The sequence below is a fragment of the Rhizobium sp. RU20A genome (assembly GCF_900155885.1).
GTDB lineage: Bacteria > Pseudomonadota > Alphaproteobacteria > Rhizobiales > Rhizobiaceae > RU20A.
The window spans coordinates 542256-557799 of record NZ_FTMB01000001.1; the positions used below are offsets into that span (position 1 = coordinate 542256).

13 protein-coding genes are annotated in these 15544 nt (G+C 60.2%); 4 read left to right on the forward strand and 9 right to left on the reverse strand.

What is annotated here, in order from left to right:
* Positions 1-4: 4 nt before the first annotated feature.
* Positions 5-1885 (forward strand): AAA family ATPase, encoded by a 1881-nt coding sequence (locus tag F3H41_RS02670; RefSeq protein ID WP_149737015.1) that lies wholly within the window; start codon positions 5-7, stop codon positions 1883-1885.
* 43 nt (positions 1886-1928) lie between these two features.
* Positions 1929-2183, forward strand: a complete 255-nt coding sequence (locus F3H41_RS02675; RefSeq protein ID WP_149737016.1) for a hypothetical protein — start codon at positions 1929-1931, stop codon at positions 2181-2183.
* Positions 2184-2272: 89 nt separating this feature from the next.
* Here the strand turns inward: F3H41_RS02675 and dcm are convergent, their stop codons facing one another.
* The 3 genes from dcm to F3H41_RS02695 form a co-directional block, all read right to left on the reverse strand.
* Positions 2273-4222, reverse strand: a complete 1950-nt coding sequence (gene dcm / locus F3H41_RS02680; protein ID WP_149737017.1) for a DNA (cytosine-5-)-methyltransferase — start codon at positions 4220-4222, stop codon at positions 2273-2275.
* Positions 4223-4377: 155 nt separating this feature from the next.
* The gene (locus F3H41_RS02685) at positions 4378-4791 is read right to left on the reverse strand and encodes a hypothetical protein (protein WP_149737018.1); all 414 of its coding nucleotides are present in this window, start codon (positions 4789-4791) and stop codon (positions 4378-4380) included.
* 390 nt (positions 4792-5181) lie between these two features.
* Entirely contained in the window at positions 5182-5598 is a 417-nt protein-coding gene (locus F3H41_RS02695; protein WP_149737019.1) for a helix-turn-helix domain-containing protein, read from the reverse strand.
* A gap of 379 nt (positions 5599-5977) precedes the next feature.
* On the opposite strand from F3H41_RS02695, the gene F3H41_RS02700 reads away from it, so the two are divergent.
* Positions 5978-6331 (forward strand): hypothetical protein, encoded by a 354-nt coding sequence (locus tag F3H41_RS02700; protein WP_149737020.1) that lies wholly within the window; start codon positions 5978-5980, stop codon positions 6329-6331.
* 277 nt (positions 6332-6608) lie between these two features.
* On the opposite strand, the gene F3H41_RS02705 is transcribed toward F3H41_RS02700, so the two are convergent.
* Together F3H41_RS02705 and F3H41_RS02710 are read right to left on the reverse strand one after the other, a co-directional pair.
* Positions 6609-7640 carry a serine/threonine-protein kinase gene (locus F3H41_RS02705; protein ID WP_149737021.1) on the reverse strand — a complete coding sequence of 344 codons (1032 nt, stop codon included), beginning with the start codon at positions 7638-7640 and terminating at the stop codon, positions 6609-6611.
* A 1-nt stretch (position 7641) separates the two neighbouring features.
* A complete protein-coding gene (locus F3H41_RS02710) occupies positions 7642-8103 on the reverse strand; it encodes a hypothetical protein (RefSeq protein ID WP_149737022.1) in 462 nt (153 codons plus the stop codon).
* 412 nt (positions 8104-8515) lie between these two features.
* Here F3H41_RS02710 and F3H41_RS02715 point away from each other — a divergent pair, with 412 nt between their 5' ends.
* A complete protein-coding gene (locus F3H41_RS02715; protein ID WP_149737023.1) occupies positions 8516-10273 on the forward strand; it encodes a penicillin-binding protein 2 in 1758 nt (585 codons plus the stop codon).
* Between the two features lie 51 nt (positions 10274-10324).
* Here F3H41_RS02715 and F3H41_RS02720 read toward each other — a convergent pair whose 3' ends face one another.
* From F3H41_RS02720 to F3H41_RS02735, 4 genes are all read right to left on the reverse strand, one after another.
* A complete protein-coding gene (locus F3H41_RS02720) occupies positions 10325-10510 on the reverse strand; it encodes a DUF2933 domain-containing protein (protein WP_149737024.1) in 186 nt (61 codons plus the stop codon).
* Positions 10507-12723, reverse strand: a complete 2217-nt coding sequence (locus F3H41_RS02725; protein WP_149737025.1) for a copper-translocating P-type ATPase — start codon at positions 12721-12723, stop codon at positions 10507-10509. Before F3H41_RS02725 ends, F3H41_RS02720 begins: the two co-directional genes overlap by 4 nt.
* Positions 12724-12736: 13 nt before the next feature.
* Entirely contained in the window at positions 12737-14203 is a 1467-nt protein-coding gene (locus tag F3H41_RS02730) for a multicopper oxidase domain-containing protein (RefSeq protein WP_149737026.1), read from the reverse strand.
* Between the two features lie 551 nt (positions 14204-14754).
* Complete coding sequence (locus tag F3H41_RS02735; RefSeq protein ID WP_149737027.1) at positions 14755-15534, reverse strand: glutaredoxin family protein; 780 nt, start codon at positions 15532-15534, stop codon at positions 14755-14757.
* Between the last annotated feature and the right edge of the window lie 10 nt (positions 15535-15544).

Below are 15544 nucleotides of genomic sequence, written 5' to 3' on the forward strand. Positions count from 1 at the left end.
AATCATGAAAAGGGCAAAACATGACGAGCGAAAGCAATCGCTCGAAGTGGCAACCTATGCCAATTCTCTACGCCTGCCGCTACGTCGCTGCGGCATCTTCCTTCGAGGAGACAAGACTGCTGGGGTGCTTCTGCCACCCGAAGCTGACATCGAACTCTATGAACGTGCGGTGAAGGAGATGCTCGCCACCAGCGGACTGGACTACATCGTCGCCCTGGTGCGTGTCAGCAAGCATCAGGGGGAAACTGACTCAGCCGAGGCGCTTAGGGCGGTGGCTTCGAGCAAGTCCGTCATCGTGCTCATGGCGCACGGCGCAAACCCACCACCGGAACTGTCGGTGGCACTGGACCGTATCGAGCAGGTCGGCGCGGTCAAGCCGTATCACCTGATCCTCGCTGCGAAGAGCGTCTTCGGGTTGGAAATCGACCGTGAGCACGCGGTGCGACTCTTCTCCTACCCTCTGTCCGTGGTGTTCTCTGCAATCAAGGGAACGCGGCCCATCGAGATCACCCTGGAGAAGCTCGAAGGTTCGGCCAAGGTGAAGGAGGTCAAACGCTCGGTCTCCTGGGAACCGACGATCGAGCAGCTCGCTGGCTACGGAAAGGCGACCGAGTGGGCGCTGAACCTCGTTGAAGATATCACCGCCTGGCGACAAGGCGAGATCGATTGGCGTGACGTCGACGGTGGCCTGCTCATCAGCGGCCCGCCGGGATGTGGCAAGACGCTTTTTGCGGGTGCGGTCGCAAGATCTTGCGGCGCGACCCTGGTGACAGCATCAAGCGCCCAGTGGCAGGCGAGAGGGCACTTGGGAGATATGCTGCGTGCCATGCGTGCAAGCTTCAAGGAGGCGATCGAAGCAGCGCCCTCCATCCTGTTCATCGATGAGTTCGACTCGTTCGGTTCCAGGGCGCACCTCAAGGGTGAGAATGCCGCCTATGGTCTCCAGGTCATCAACGCCCTTCTCGAACTTCTCGACGGTGCATCCGGACGGGACGGCGTCGTGGTAATCGCCGCCACGAACAGGCCTGACGACATCGATGAGGCCCTTCGCAGGCCGGGTAGGCTTGATCGGCACATCCAGGTCGAGATGCCGGATCTGGAGGCTCGAGAACAGATCCTTTCGGCGCATCTCGGTCTCGCCATCCCGGCGGACGAGATGCGAACCATTGCTCTCGCGACTAGCGGGTACTCCGGCGCAGCCCTACGGCAGCTCGTCAGGGATGCGCGCCGTATCGCGCGTAAAAACCGCAGGACAGTGTGCGGCGGTGATTTCCTTTCCATCGTTCCGCCCGTCGAGACCCTTTCAGAGAACGAAAGGTGGGCAGTCTGCGTACATGAGGCTGGTCATGCGATCGTTGGAATGGCGCTCGGGACCGGCGAGATCGAGGCGATTGTTGTCGCAAGGCAAGCTGGACATCGCGACCACAGTTTGGGGCACGTTGAGTGGCGCAGGTCCAATTTGCGTAACAGGACGATCCAGATGTATCGGAATGAAATTGCGATGCTGCTAGGCGCTCGGGCAGCCGAACATGTGATCCTTGGAGAAATCCACGAAGGTTCCGGCGGGATGCAGGGGTCCGACCTCCACAGAGCGGCTGACATCGCTACGGTACTTATCGGTGGCCACGGCGTGAACGGATTAGGCTACACGAACGTGTCGGCTTCGCGAGATCTCGATAAGCTGAGGGCCAGCGATGCCATGCTGAGGATGCACGTGGAGAGCCTGCTCTCCGAGGAACTGGCGAGGGCGGAGGGCATCATCCGGCAGCAACGCGAGGACACGATGGCGGTCGCATCGGCATTGATGGGGACCGAAGTTCTTTCAGGGGCGGCCGCGGCTCAGATCCTGAGACCTGACGCTCCACTTCGTCGACGCGAAGGATGAAGAGGCCGCACTTCAACCCCATCAACATGTTCGGAGACACCAGATGTCGGGCGACAGGAAATCTGATGATGACAAGGGCGGCGATCGTGATCCCGAGAACGAAGTGGCGGAAACCGCAGAGACGGCTGTCGAAGGTCTCGCAAATGCTGGCTTTGCGCCTTCCAAGAGAGCGCGCCGGATTCTATCTCAAGGAAATCCCAGAGAGCGCCTGCGAAGGCGCATCTGCGGAAATGAGGAGGCGGAAGAACATGTCCTTCGAACGCGACCGTCCGATCAGGCGGACGATGGTGTTCGCTGAAGGGAAAGCGGCTTCGAGATAGGGCAGGAGGCACCACACGCGCTCGACCCGGAGATATCTGACGGAAACGAAGGGCCTTGGCCGCGGCATCATACTGGTTCATGAGCGAGCGCCGGATTCCTGATGCCCGCAGCCGCGGAGTTTACGTCGTGGTCAGCAAAGAGGGGAGGAGCGTCCACGAGTTCCCGTCTCGCCTCGTCCGGCCAAAGCATCGCCTCGAAATCGAGCGGGACATCTCGCATCGCTGACACCAGCGCCAGCCCGACGGCTTGGGCAAGCCGTGCCGGAACTGCATTCCCGATCTGCTTGGCGACTGCTTGCTTGCCGCCCACGAATTCCCAGGTGTCCGGGAAATCCTGGATCCGCGCTCTCATCCGCAGGGTGAGTGACGGAAGGTATCCCGGCCTCGAAGCCTCTTCCTGCGTCGGCGCGCGGTCCGGCATTCCCGTCGCGTCGAACCCGATCGCGAGCTGGACATCCTGTTCATTCCTGCGCCGTTTTCCCCGGCTGGTGACAATGGTGGATGCCTGCGCACCATGCGCGACGATCTCGCCGTGTCGGTTCAGGATCGGCTGTTCGCGCCGTTGCCGAGCCCATTCGAGTGCGCCCGTCCAGCCATTCGCGGCCATCAGATCCAGGAGAAGATCGCCCACGTTCATCCTGCGATCCTGGAATGTCGGCGGCATGCGGAATGCGTCGGCAATATCGTCACGCAGTCCGATGACGAGGACGCGGCGGCGAACCTGCGCAATCCCATAGTCTGATGCCTGAACTCGATGGATCTCCGTCTGGTATCCGGCACGGCGAAAGCCGCGGAGGATGTCAGCGATGTGGTCACTGTGCTTGCCGTGCAAGAGGCCTTCGACATTCTCGAAAACGAATCCTTTGGGCTTGACCTCGTTCACGATCCGGACGGCATCGGGGAAAAGATCGCGTGGGTCTGCCTTACCGAGACCTTTTCCTTCGATCGAGTAGGGCTGACACGCCAAACCTCCGGCGACGAGATCGATATCAAGGGCCTGATAGGGAGTGAAGTCGATTGTCTTCAGATCGTCCTCAATCACAGTCCATGCGGGCCTGTTTTTCCTCAGCGTCGCCGCTGCGTGTGGATCGCATTCGACCAGCGCCACATGATCGAAGCCCGCACGCTCGAAACCGATGGCCATACCACCCGCGCCAGCGCATAGTTCCACAACGGTCGGACGAGGATTGAATGCGGTCTTGAGAGGATCTGTCTTCTTCGGCGCCTCGCGAGGAGGAGAGACGCGTCCGGAAAGTGACTGCAGCGCGACGAGCCACGGATGATGGTCTCCCGGAAGCCATTCGCCGACCCCCGCCGCAACGGCGAGCGTTCCTTCTGAAAGATGGATGAGCGCGAGATAGGCCGCGGCAATCTGGTGAGCCTGGGAGTTGCGCTTGAGCTTCTCGAGTGGCTGGTGATCAGCTCCGAAGAAGTGTTCGAATTCGACCTTGAGGTCGTAAGCCGTCGTGCGGATCTCGTCGTTGAGGAGATCACCCGCATTCCTGATGAGATTGATGCGGCGCACGAAGGCATCAAGCCGCCACTGGAACTCGGAAGCCTGATATGCGCCATTCCGCCGTGCCGCGGCCGCTGCCAGCCTGCCGTTGCGCTGCGCCATGACTTCCGCAGGCGTCAGGCCCGCCACCTTGAGCCGCTTCCTGATGGCGCTGATGTCATTCGTCGAGATCCGCGCGCCGATATCCATGCGCTCGATGATCTCATCGAGGACAGCGCTGTCCACGGAAACCAAGGCCTTCACGACAGGGAACGACACCCGGCCTTTTTCGAGCACATCCTCATGGCCAGCGAGCGTGTCGGCGAACTTCACGTAGGTCGACAGCTCCGAAGTCGGCACGTTGCAGGTCACGCGAAGGAATTCCCTGGCCTCGCGCTCGGTCACGACCTTCGTAAGCTTCGCGACCTCCGCAGCCATCTTCAGAATTCGATCGGTCATCTGCGACTGCAGCTCCACAATCCTCTTCTTCGCCGCAGCCAGTGCCTCGGATTTCGGATTCATCTCGTTCCCCGTTGTCTCATTGCGGGGCATGTCATATCCGGACACTTGTTGCGACACCGGTAAGCGGATGGATCGAATTTTAATGGAGACCAAGATCGGTGAGATAAAGACTTGGGCTGCCGTGGGTGCGACACTAGAGATCCGATCTACCCATCTCAGGAACCGCCGCTGCTCGAGTTCCGCTTTCGCTCCCAGTACTCGAACTCCTCAGCGAGCTTCCGTCTCCGCTCTTCCTTTGCTGTCTCCGCCAGGTTCTTTTTTTCGGCAGCGGTCAAAGGCGCTCGCTTGACCTTTTTCGTCCTGCTCGGTGGAGCCTGGATCTTGTTCTTCCTGACCTTTGTCATCTTCCCTATCGGACGGGTCTTTCGAAAGTGCCACTCGACATTGTCAGGGGAAAACCCGAGCTCCCTGTCCTTCGGCGCCAGATACCGCCCCGCGCTCGAGGTCGGAGTCATGTCCCAGAGGTCGGCCTGAAAACGCTCGAAAGAATCGCGCCAGCCCGACCAGACATATTCGCCCGAACCGATCATTCGTTCGTATTCGTTGCAGAGGAAGCTTTGCTTATCCATCGTTTCGCCACCTGAATGACTGAGCTAGAGGCCGATCGCCTCAGCGATCTCGATGGCCTCCGAGCGAGTCCGGTTCGGTTTATGGGGGTAGTGTTCCCAGCACCACCATTGCGGTTCCGATCTGCCCTTGGAAAACCCAAAGCCGCCCCACTTTCCGCAGTCGCCGACACAGCACCAGTGATCGACATGGATCCCCGCACGAGGCTGACTGGAGCGGCTGTCCGGATCCATACTCATCTGTCTATCGCGGCTCCCCTGAACATGTTGAGCGGATCCTATCTCTGTCGATAGGAGTGTTCTTGTTATGTTCTTTTTTGATCAGGAGTCAAGCCTGCGGGGTCATCGCCGTTCCCCGCCCCATGGAACCGCACGATCCGGGCCGCACTCTGTTCAGCCGTGATCCGTCGTGCAGAGGTCATGGTTCGCAAGCGCACGGATCACGTAGCAGTCGCGGATCTGGCTGGCATTGCACTGGGTGGAGATGCGCTCGAGTTCCGCCTCCAGCTTCTTGAGACGTGCGATCTTCTCACGAACGGTCGCTAGCTGTTCAGCGGCAATCCTGTCTGCTTCAGCACAAGGAAGCTCTGGATCCTGGCTTAGATCGATGAGTTCGCGGATGGCCTCGATCGTCAGCCCTAGATCGCGTGCATGCCTGATGAACGACAGCCGTTCCTGTTCCGCGGTGGAATATCGGCGCTGGTTGCCTTCCGAGCGCTCCGTATAGGAAACGAGGCCCATCTGCTCGTAGTAGCGGATGGTGGTGACTTTGACACCGGTCGTCTTTGAAAGCTCGCCGATAGTAAGCATGCGAATCCTCCAGGACATGCAGCGGTGACCCTCCACTGCGTCATCTCGACAGCATCACCAAGAACTGAATCCATCAGGATGCAGGAGGCGCTTGCTGGAGGATGCGCGGATCACACCCAATAAATCAAGCACCGAGATCGCAAAACTGGTGAGGGTAGGTGCACGTCAAGCATGCTGTCGGATACGACAACAACCCTGGCGGCCATTATCGATCCAAAAATTGGATTGATCGATCCATTTTTTGGACTGATCCGGCGATCGCTGTTATAGCCGCTGCCGGGTGCGTCCTTTTACTGCCGTCCATGAATCCTTTAGAAAACCCCGCTAATGCGTCCCTGACATTTCCGCTTACTGGTTCAAAACTTTTCAGGATCCTCGCATGCCTAGCACTTCCGCACTCGAAGGAACCGTTGTCATCGTCCAAGACGAAGCTGACATCGCACGCAGGCTTGAACTTGCCCTTTCCCAAGCGGGCGCGACTGTGTTCGTTACTTCGGCCATCCGTGAGACCGTCGATCTCATGTGGTCATTGAAACCGTCCGCGGTGCTCTTGGATCCTGTTCCGGACACAGTCGGCGCCCTATTCCTGGCGGCGCAGGCGAAAGAGCAAGGGATTGTCCTGATCCATCATGCCGACGGCGACCAAGGCCCCTGCGACATCCGGGTGGCGCGGACGAGAGGCGCCTCCGCGGTCGTCGACGCATTGGTCGCCAGATTTCCGGCCGATGCTTGAAAGGGGAATGCGACCTTGATTGACTGTTTACCTGTTCGCATTATGTTCGGTGATGCAACCGGAAGATAACAATGGTGACCGCGATTCTATTCAAGGCCTGCAAGCACTGCGAGCGCCCCCACGTGCGCGACGGGGATGATTTCTCAGCAGACAGATTCTGCAGCGCGTGCAGCGGTGATCGCAGGGCGGTCGCGGCCGCGGTCCTGAAGGCACGCCCGGTATCTCGTTCCGAGATCATGGAGTCCGGCAGGTATCTTAAGCGCCCATCAAGGCACGCCTAGCCACCGAAATATTTCCTGAGCTGGCTGTCTGCCAGGCTCTTGGCCACGGGGCCGCCCGAACTTCCCAGGGTTTTCTTCGATCCCTTGCCTAGCGGATGACTCACTGCCGTCCAGTTCCACAGTTTGCCCTGTTTGACGAGATCGACTTCAATCCGTCGGCCCTTGAGTTCCCGTGTCCACTTCACACCGTCCGCGTCGAGTGTGCAGTCCCAAGCGGCTTCTCCTGCGATCTCGGCGAGCGCGTCCAAAGCTCGTCTGCTTGTCGCCAGACGGGTGGCGCTGTCGTCGGCGAGCATCGCCCTGATGAGACGGCGCCATCGTCCGGAAATGTGCGGGAGCCATGTCAGCCTGTCGGCATATCCTCCATCGGACACGCTGAAGCGCGGCAGGGGGCTCTTCCTGTACCACGCGTCTCCGTGAAGCAGGCGGTAGAGCGTCATCCCCAGTGCCCAGAAATCGGATTTCTTGCTCGACAGCCCCGTCTCGTGAGATTCCGGAGCCAAGTGATCGGTGTACGAGTAGCCGAGTTCGGCGTAGCCCAGCACCATATCGTCAGTCACGAGACCGAAGTCGCCGAGCTTCACGGTACCGTTCTTCGTGACGAGGATGTTGCCGGGCTTGAGATCGCGATGGAGCATCTCGCGGTCATGTAGGGAGCCGAGGCCGTGACAGATCTGGGTCGCTATCCGATGGACTTCGGTCGAGGGAATAGGGCCAGATTCATAGGGCTTCTGAAGAGAACCTCGTTCGCACAGCTCCATGACAAGGTAGATCGCGTCCTCGGTCATCGATCGGTTCACATAGAAGACCTGAACAATGTTGTCGTGGGTCGCCTTCTTGAGATTGACCCCCTCCTTCACGAGGTTCTCTTTACGCTCCTCCCACTTCTCGGGAGTATCCTGCTCCTTGGGTCGGATGACCTTGACGGCGAGCTGTTCGTGGATGTCGTCGCTTCCGAGGTGCACGTCGCCGAAATGCCCGTTGCCAAGCTTGGCGCCGATCTTGAGATTGGAAGAGAACTCGCTCATCTCAGCGGGTCGCCAATATGAGGAGGGCGGCCTCGCGGCTTCCGGTGCGCATCGCCAGACCGTCGAGGTTCTCCTTCCAGAAATCGTTGTCCTTCAGATATTCGTCCGCCTTGCGCTCGCCGAAACCTTTGCTGATGCGGGCCTTGGAGACCTGCTCGACCGGGCACCCACAAGCCAGCGCGCATATGGCAACCCCGCGCAGTTCAGCCGCCTGAAGATGTGCAAGACCCATGCCTCGAGCGTTGGCGGCGCTCTCCTTGATGACGGCCTTGGCGATGCCTTTGTCGCGGACATAGTCGGAGAGACGCTTATAGATCGTCTGGAAAGCCTTCGGGCGATCGCCCTTCTCCAGCTTCCAGGACTCGTCTGCTACGACGACTATCGGGCCGTCATCAGGAACCTCGGCGTCGACTATGATCAGTCCGTCGCCTGAAACGTGCACACCCAGCCACCTGTCCGTCACTATCTTCCGAGTCCTTTAGGGCACCCGGAGAGACAACGCAGTCGCGAAACGCAGGGGTGCTTTAGTCGTTTGAAACTAGCGGGATAGTTGATGACGGGGACGATTCGGTCAAGGTGCGGCACGAAGCTGCTGGCGGCAGCATACAGCTATTTGCTCGTGCTTGCGGGTGCCCCGTTTTGATGGGCAGCGTCTTTCACGGAATTGCTATCGCCACGTCATTCGCTGGTTGCACTTCGTTAATTTTCGGCCCGTAAGAAAGTGCAACCTTAACTGTATATTTATGCAGTTTTTAATGATCGGCAGTGCTTGTTTCAATTTGCCGTTGGCTGTCATCAATGCTGTGTAAAGGTTCGGATCATCTCGTGACACAGGCTCTCTGCGTCGGCGCATGCTTCTCACAGGTCGGTTTGCAATGCTCTCATTCGTTGTGCGGCTCCGAAGCCGATCCCATTTCAGCCTGAAGAGCAGGGCGGGTGCGTCAGGAGCGCCGCTTGTGGGGGCAGGTGCGCGAAGGCGAAGTCAGGCCAGGCAGCGCGTCGGCATCCTGATAGCCGGGTTCGCGGTCTGCTTCTCGGTCGTCGGAGGCCGCCTTGTCTGGTACGGGTTTGCCGAGCCGCTGACGACGGCATCGATCGGCAATCCTGCCATGGTTGCATCCCGTCCGGACATTCTGGACCGGAACGGAGAGCTACTGGCGACCGATCTCAACATGACCTCCCTATATGCGGATCCACGCAGGATCGTTGATCCCGACGAGGTCGTAGAGAAGCTCTCCTCGGTAATCCCCAACCTCGACTGGCGGGAGACGCATCAGAAGCTACGTTCGAAAACGGCGTTCCAGTGGCTGAAGCGGCAACTCACTCCCAGGCAGCAGGCAGAGATCCTGGCGCTGGGAATACCCGGCATTGGGTTTCGTCCTGAAAAGCGGCGCTTCTACCCCGGTGCCGAGACCGCATCCCACATCGTCGGCCACGTCAATATCGACAATCAGGGTCTCGCAGGTATGGAGCGCTACCTTGATCAGCAGGGTTTGGCCGATCTCCGCCAGCTCGGCATGACGAGCGGCGCGCCACTTGAACCCGTGCGCCTGTCGATCGACATCCGTGCACAGACCATCGTTCGCGATGTTGCCGCAAAGGCAATGGAATCCTATCAAGCGGAAGCCGCCGGCGCGGCAATCATCGACGTGGAGACGGGCGAGGTTCTCGCGATGGCGTCGGTGCCAGACTACAATCCGAACGAGCCTTCCCGGATGCTTGCCGACGGCCGCATCGACAAGGAATACGAGAAAGGCTGGTTCAACCGGATGAGCAACGCGACCTTCGAGATGGGGTCGACGTTCAAAAGCTTCACCCTTGCCATGGGACTCGATGCTGGCAAGATCGACCTCAACACAGTCGTAGATGCTTCAAGACCAATCCGGATGGGCGGTTTCACCATCAAGGACTTCAAGGGCAAGAACAGGCCGCTTAGCATCCCTGAGGTCTTCCAGTACTCTTCGAACATCGGTACCGCGGCCGTCGCGGACAGGGTGGGCATCGAGGGCCACCAGGAATTCCTCACACGGCTGGGTCTGCTTTCGAAGATGGAGACCGAAATGCCGGGGGTGGCTACACCAACTCAGCCGCGCACCTGGAAGAAGATCAACTCGGTGACGATCTCCTTCGGCCATGGAGTTGCGACCACACCACTTCAGACAGCGGTCGCGGCGGCCTCCCTCATCAACGGTGGAAAGCTGCTGCCACCGACATTTCTTCCCCGCGCTCCCGAGGCGGCCGCGGAGCTCGCGAAGACCGTGGTCAAGTCATCGACAAGCACCGACATGCGCTACCTGTTTTCGTGGAACGGTACCAAGGGATCCGGCCGAGCAGCGCAGGTCGAAGGATTCCGGGTAGGCGGGAAGACTGGAACTGCGGACAAGGTCATCAACGGGCGATACGCGAGCGATGTCAACTTCAATGCCTTCGTAGCGGCTTACCCGATGGACAAGCCGAAATACGTCGTGCTGAGCATCATCGATGCACCGAAGACCGGAGAGCATGGGGGGCGGACTGCGGCCTCCACCGCAGCTCCTATGGTCAAGCAGATCATCGCGCGCACCGCCCCATTGCTCGGGGTGCAGCCCAGCTTTGGATCAAGCGCGCAACCTTATCTGTTGGCGGACTACTGAATATCTCGTCCGGCACACGATGGCCGCCGCGCCGGACGATGCGCATCGGGCCTAGCGGGAGCGATCCTTGTGATCGTGGCCGCCATGACGATGAAACAGGTGCATCAGCGGGCAGGCGAGCAATAGGAGATATGGTGCCAGACCCAGGGCATGCCCCCAGTGCTCGCGCAGAATGAAGAAGGCAACGATGATGACGAGCGAGGCAGCCATCAGAAGCCATGTGCGAGACGAGTTCATAGATCGACGCTCCTCAGTCTGAGTGAGTTGGCGATCACGCTGACCGATGACAGGGCCATTGCCGCGGCGGCAATGATTGGCGACAGAAGAAGCCCGAACGTCGGGTAGAGGGCACCCGCCGCGACTGGAATTCCGGCGGCGTTGTATATGAACGCGAAGAACAGGTTCTGGCGGATGTTCCGCATCGTCATCCGGCTCAACTGCCGGGCGCGGGCGATGCCCTGCAGGTCGCCCTTCAGAAGGGTCACCCCGGCGCTTTCGATCGCAACGTCGGTGCCTGTCCCCATGGCAATGCCGACATCCGCTGCCGCCAGTGCGGGAGCGTCGTTCACGCCGTCCCCGGCCATGGCGACGATGCGCCCCTCTTTCCGGAGTCGGGCGACGATCTTGCTCTTGTCCTCCGGCAGGACTTCGGCCTCGACTTCGGTAATGCCGAGCTTCCGCGCCACAGCCTCGGCGGTCGTCCGGTTGTCACCAGTCAGCATGACCACCCGAACGTTTTCATTCACCAGCGTCCTGACTGCGTCAGACGTGGTCGCCTTGATCGGATCTGCTATGGCGAACAGGCCTATCAGAACGTTGTCGGCCGCCGTGAAGATGACAGTCGCGCCTTCGCCGCGCAGTTCCTCGGCCGTCGATGCCATCGCTGACACATCGACACTGGCCTCCCCCATGATCCGGTGGCTGCCCAGGATCAGCTTCCTGCCTTCGACCGTGCCCGTCACACCCTTGCCCACCGGGCTGTCGAAGTCCTGTGCGTCGCCGAGCGGGATTTTGCGCTCATTGGCCGCGTTTATGATCGCCAACGCCAGCGGGTGCTCGCTCGACCGCTCCAGGGTGGCAGCGAGCCTGAGAAGGTCCACTTCGGAAATGCCCTCGCGGGGCGCGATCGCGGTGACTTTAGGGTGGCCTTCGGTCAGGGTTCCGGTCTTGTCTACGACCAAGGTGTCAATCTTTTCGAAGCGTTCAAGAGCCTCGGCGTTCTTGATGAGCACGCCGAGCCTTGCGCCTCGGCCCACTCCCACCATGATGGACATCGGAGTTGCTAGACCCAGTGCACAGGGGCAGGCGATGATTAGGACCGCCACCGCCGCAATGAGGCCATGCGCAAACCGCGGCTCCGGCCCGACCAGCATCCAGATAATGAAGGACAAGACGGCGACCGCGATCACCACGGGGACGAACCAGCCGGACACTTCGTCCGCAAGCCGCTGAATGGGAGCGCGGGACCGTTGCGCTTCAGCCACCATCCTGACGATCTGGGACAGCATGGTGTCGCGCCCGACCTTGCCTGCCTCCATGATGAAGCCGCCAGTCTGGTTCATGGTGCCGCCGATCAGCTTGGCTCCGACCGCCTTGGTCACAGGCATCGACTCCCCCGTGATCATAGACTCATCGACGGAGCTTCGACCCTCAAGCAGTGTGCCGTCGACGGGCACTTTCTCCCCCGGACGTACCCGCAGCCTGTCTCCCACGGCGACCGCGTCAAGTCCGATGTCCTCGTCGGTTCCGTCTGTTTTCACGCGTCGCGCGACTTTCGGTGCCAGATCAAGCAGCGCCCGGATTGCGCCACCCGTCTGCTCGCGCGCCCGAAGCTCGAGCACCTGGCCGAGCAGCACCAGAACCGTGATGACGGCGGCCGCCTCGAAATAGACCGCGACCGTACCCTCGGCCGAGCGCAGGCTTTCCGGAAACGCTCCTGGCAGGACCGTCCCGACGACGCTGTAGATCCACGCGACACCCGTACCCATCGCGATGAGGGTGAACATATTCAGATGGCGCGTCACCAGGGACTGCCAGCCGCGCTCGAAGAAAGGCCAGCCCGCCCATAGAACGACGGGAGTGGCCAGAACCATCTGAATCCAGTTGGATGTCTGCGGCCCGAGCAGCATGTGCAGGTTCGTCAGGTGCCCGCCCATTTCCAACGCGAGGACGGGAAGCGCCAGCACGAGGCCGATCCAGAACCTGCGTCGCATGTCGATAAGTTCGGGGCTTGGGCCGGAAGCGATCGTCGGTGATTCCGGTTCGAGTGTCATTCCGCAGATCGGGCAATTGCCTGGCCCGGTCTGCCTGACCTGTGGGTGCATCGGGCACGTGAAGATTGTTCCTTGCCCGGTGGGCGGCTGATGCCCCTTGAGAGGAACCACATTGCCCTTGTGGTGCCCATTCTCGCGATCGTGGTGGTGAGGATGTCCATAATGGTCGTGTGCCATGTCGGTCTCCTGATCAGATCGCGCCGTTGTAGGAAACATAGGTCATCATCCCCGTCGCCATGTGATACAGATGGTGGCAGTGCAGTGGCCAGTTGCCGGGATTGCCCGTATCGAACTCCACCGCGACCTCTGCCATCGGGGGCAGGAGGACGGTGTCCCGGACAGCCCCGCTGATATCACGGCCGTTGACGCGCAAGACCTGGAAGTGGTGCCCGTGCAGGTGCATGGGGTGCGCCATCATCGACATGTTCCGCATCGTCAGGCGAACTCGCTTGTCCTTGGAAACTTTCAGCGGTGCACCGGGCGATATGCTCCAAGTGTATGCGGCCATGTCACCTCCCAGTGTCAGTGTGAACTGATGGTCGGGCACGCGCGGGAAAATAGGTCTCCTTGCACGGAGCTGCTGCTCGAGACCGAGATCGAGAACAGGCCCTGGGCCTGAAGAGGTGGTGCCGATCTTCGCGACAGTCGCGCCGCTGGTTGCGAGGACAATTCCGGTCTGCTCCGTCGCGCCTTCGCGGAGAGCGAGGATCGGATATGAACCGGAACCTGCTGGAAGCTCGAGCCGGATGTCCAGGCGCTGGCCCATTGAGATCGGGAAGCGGCTTCCCGCCACGGGCTCGACATCGATGCCGTCCACGGCGATCAGATTGCCGACGATCGCTCCCGTATCGACCGTGAATGCAGTGGCAGTCGCTCCGTTGATGATGCGAAGCCGAACGCGACCCCCTTTCTCGGTTCTGATGACCTCGGGATCGTCCAGCGTGCGGTCGTTGGCGAGATATGCGTCGTATTCGATGTCGTTCAGGTCTGGTGACGACATCCCTTTCATCGGCATACTCATCGTCGACATGCCTGTCATCGGCATCTGGTGCCCCTGCATGTTCGTCATAGTCTGCATCATGTTCTGTTGGCCCGACTGCATCCCTCCGTGGCCGGAACTGCCGCCCTTCAAGGTTTCCAACAGCTCCTCGGGTGACTTGAAGGAAAAGTCATGTAGCAGGACCACGACTTCCTGTTCGTCCCGGCTTCTGTCTTCGGCCGTCTGGACGATGAGCGGTGCCGCAAGCAGGCTCTGCTCCTGAAGCGTATGGGCATGCATCCAGTGTGTGCCGCCGGGTCCGACAGGGAAGGTGTATTCCCGACTCTGTCCGGCAGGGAGCGGCGCGGCCGGATTTTCCGGTACGCCGTCCATGTCCCACGGCGGTGTCAAGCCGTGCCAATGGATGAGCGTGTCCTCCTTGGACTCGTTGATAAGGCGGACATTGAAGTCCGAGCCTGCATCAAGGACCAGACCGGGCCTGCTGTTGCGGTCGGCCAGCCCGTAGACGGTGGCGGCCTTGCCGTTCACCTCCAGGGTTCTGGTTCCGATGATGAGATCCACGGCGGCGGGATTCGCAAACGCACTTCTGGAATTGAGGATGGGAGAGACGGCTGCCGCCCCTGCGGCTAGCGTCTTCAGAAATTGGCGGCGATACATGATATGCCTCTTTGTCCTTGTCGGCATGCCGACATTGCTGATGATGGTTTTCCGCTGGAAGGCGGACGGATTCATCAGGCGGCGGACTGCGGGGGCTTAAGGGCAGGCGAAGGGGTAACCCCGGTCAGATGATCCTGCAGATCCGAGGTTCGGGTGAGCAGCATCGACACGGACGACAACTCGGTAGGCGTGGGAAGGATAAGCAGACAAACGGCGCAGATTGTGCTGCAGCAAGCCTGATCGGCAAGCACGGTCTTCGTTTTCGAATGATGGTCGCCGCTATGCTGATGTCCGACGGAAACACTGGTCTCCGTAGAGCAGGTGTGATGAGCAGCGGCTTGGGAGGCGGGCGCGCTGAAGAGGACGGCGACGGCAACAATGACCACGCAAATCCTCAACATCAGCGGTGAAAGCTTCCGCAGGTTCATCTTGTTCTGCCCAGTTTCGCACGGGAACAATCTACCGCGCTAGGATACGCTTGCGTTGATCTTCATCAAGTGGGTCGGAGATGCATCACGGCATCTCCGATTGGCATCAGCGGGCAGCACGGGTCACATTGCGTGGCCGCCAATGAAGCCCAGGGTGGCCGCCGCCATCCAGATGGCCATAGCGATCATCATCAGGTTCTCGGTGAGCGAGATGAAACCCAGCGGGACATTGCTGGATCCGCCCACGCATGCGCATTTCAGCTCCCGCTTGTCGATGTAGACGGCCTTGAAGACCGACACAGCGCCAATGGTGCCGATGAAAAGGGCGACGGGGATGGAGATCCAGTTGAGGGCGCCCGCCACCATGAGGATGCCCGCGAGGCCTTCCGCGTAAGGGTAGACGTAGCCATACGGAACCCACCGTTTCGCGAGCAGATCATAGTTCAGGAACATGGTGGCGAAGGTCTCGACGTTCTGAAGCTTCAGAAGCGCGAGCACGACCATCGAGAAGGCGATGAACCATTCAGCCGCTCTCAGCGTGAAAGGATCGCCGCTGACCGCATAGCTTGTCGCCATCGCTGTCAGCGCGGTCATGGCAAAGAGCACGATGACTGGGCGGTAGGTCGTCGCCTTGGGATCGGCAACCTTCTTGCCGAGAAACCTGCGCAGGTCATCATGTCCGCCGACGCGCCTGCCGTCGATGAACACTTGCGGCGTGGTCGCGACATCGTGCTCCTTCTTGAACGCGTCGGTTTCCTCGCGCGTCTCCAGGTGATGGTCTTCGACCTCGTAGCCGTAACGCTCGAGCAGATATTTGGCCTTCAAGCCGTAAGGGCAAGTATGGCCCGGCATCACCATGCGGTAGATGGCCGCTTTCTTCGTGTTCTGGACCTTGTCCAACATTTCACTTCTC

What these genes read in the sequence shown, in the direction of transcription:
- F3H41_RS02670 (WP_149737015.1), top strand. Translation starts at nt 5, where the DNA reads ATGAAAAGGGCAAAACATGACGAGCGAAAGCAATCGCTCGAAGTGGCA.
- F3H41_RS02675 (WP_149737016.1), top strand. Translation starts at nt 1,929, where the DNA reads ATGTCGGGCGACAGGAAATCTGATGATGACAAGGGCGGCGATCGTGAT.
- dcm (WP_149737017.1), bottom strand. Translation starts at nt 4,222, where the DNA reads ATGAATCCGAAATCCGAGGCACTGGCTGCGGCGAAGAAGAGGATTGTG.
- F3H41_RS02685 (WP_149737018.1), bottom strand. Translation starts at nt 4,791, where the DNA reads ATGGATAAGCAAAGCTTCCTCTGCAACGAATACGAACGAATGATCGGT.
- F3H41_RS02695 (WP_149737019.1), bottom strand. Translation starts at nt 5,598, where the DNA reads ATGCTTACTATCGGCGAGCTTTCAAAGACGACCGGTGTCAAAGTCACC.
- F3H41_RS02700 (WP_149737020.1), top strand. Translation starts at nt 5,978, where the DNA reads ATGCCTAGCACTTCCGCACTCGAAGGAACCGTTGTCATCGTCCAAGAC.
- F3H41_RS02705 (WP_149737021.1), bottom strand. Translation starts at nt 7,640, where the DNA reads ATGAGCGAGTTCTCTTCCAATCTCAAGATCGGCGCCAAGCTTGGCAAC.
- F3H41_RS02715 (WP_149737023.1), top strand. Translation starts at nt 8,516, where the DNA reads ATGCTCTCATTCGTTGTGCGGCTCCGAAGCCGATCCCATTTCAGCCTG.
- F3H41_RS02720 (WP_149737024.1), bottom strand. Translation starts at nt 10,510, where the DNA reads ATGAACTCGTCTCGCACATGGCTTCTGATGGCTGCCTCGCTCGTCATC.
- F3H41_RS02725 (WP_149737025.1), bottom strand. Translation starts at nt 12,723, where the DNA reads ATGGCACACGACCATTATGGACATCCTCACCACCACGATCGCGAGAAT.
- F3H41_RS02730 (WP_149737026.1), bottom strand. Translation starts at nt 14,203, where the DNA reads ATGTATCGCCGCCAATTTCTGAAGACGCTAGCCGCAGGGGCGGCAGCC.
- F3H41_RS02735 (WP_149737027.1), bottom strand. Translation starts at nt 15,534, where the DNA reads ATGTTGGACAAGGTCCAGAACACGAAGAAAGCGGCCATCTACCGCATG.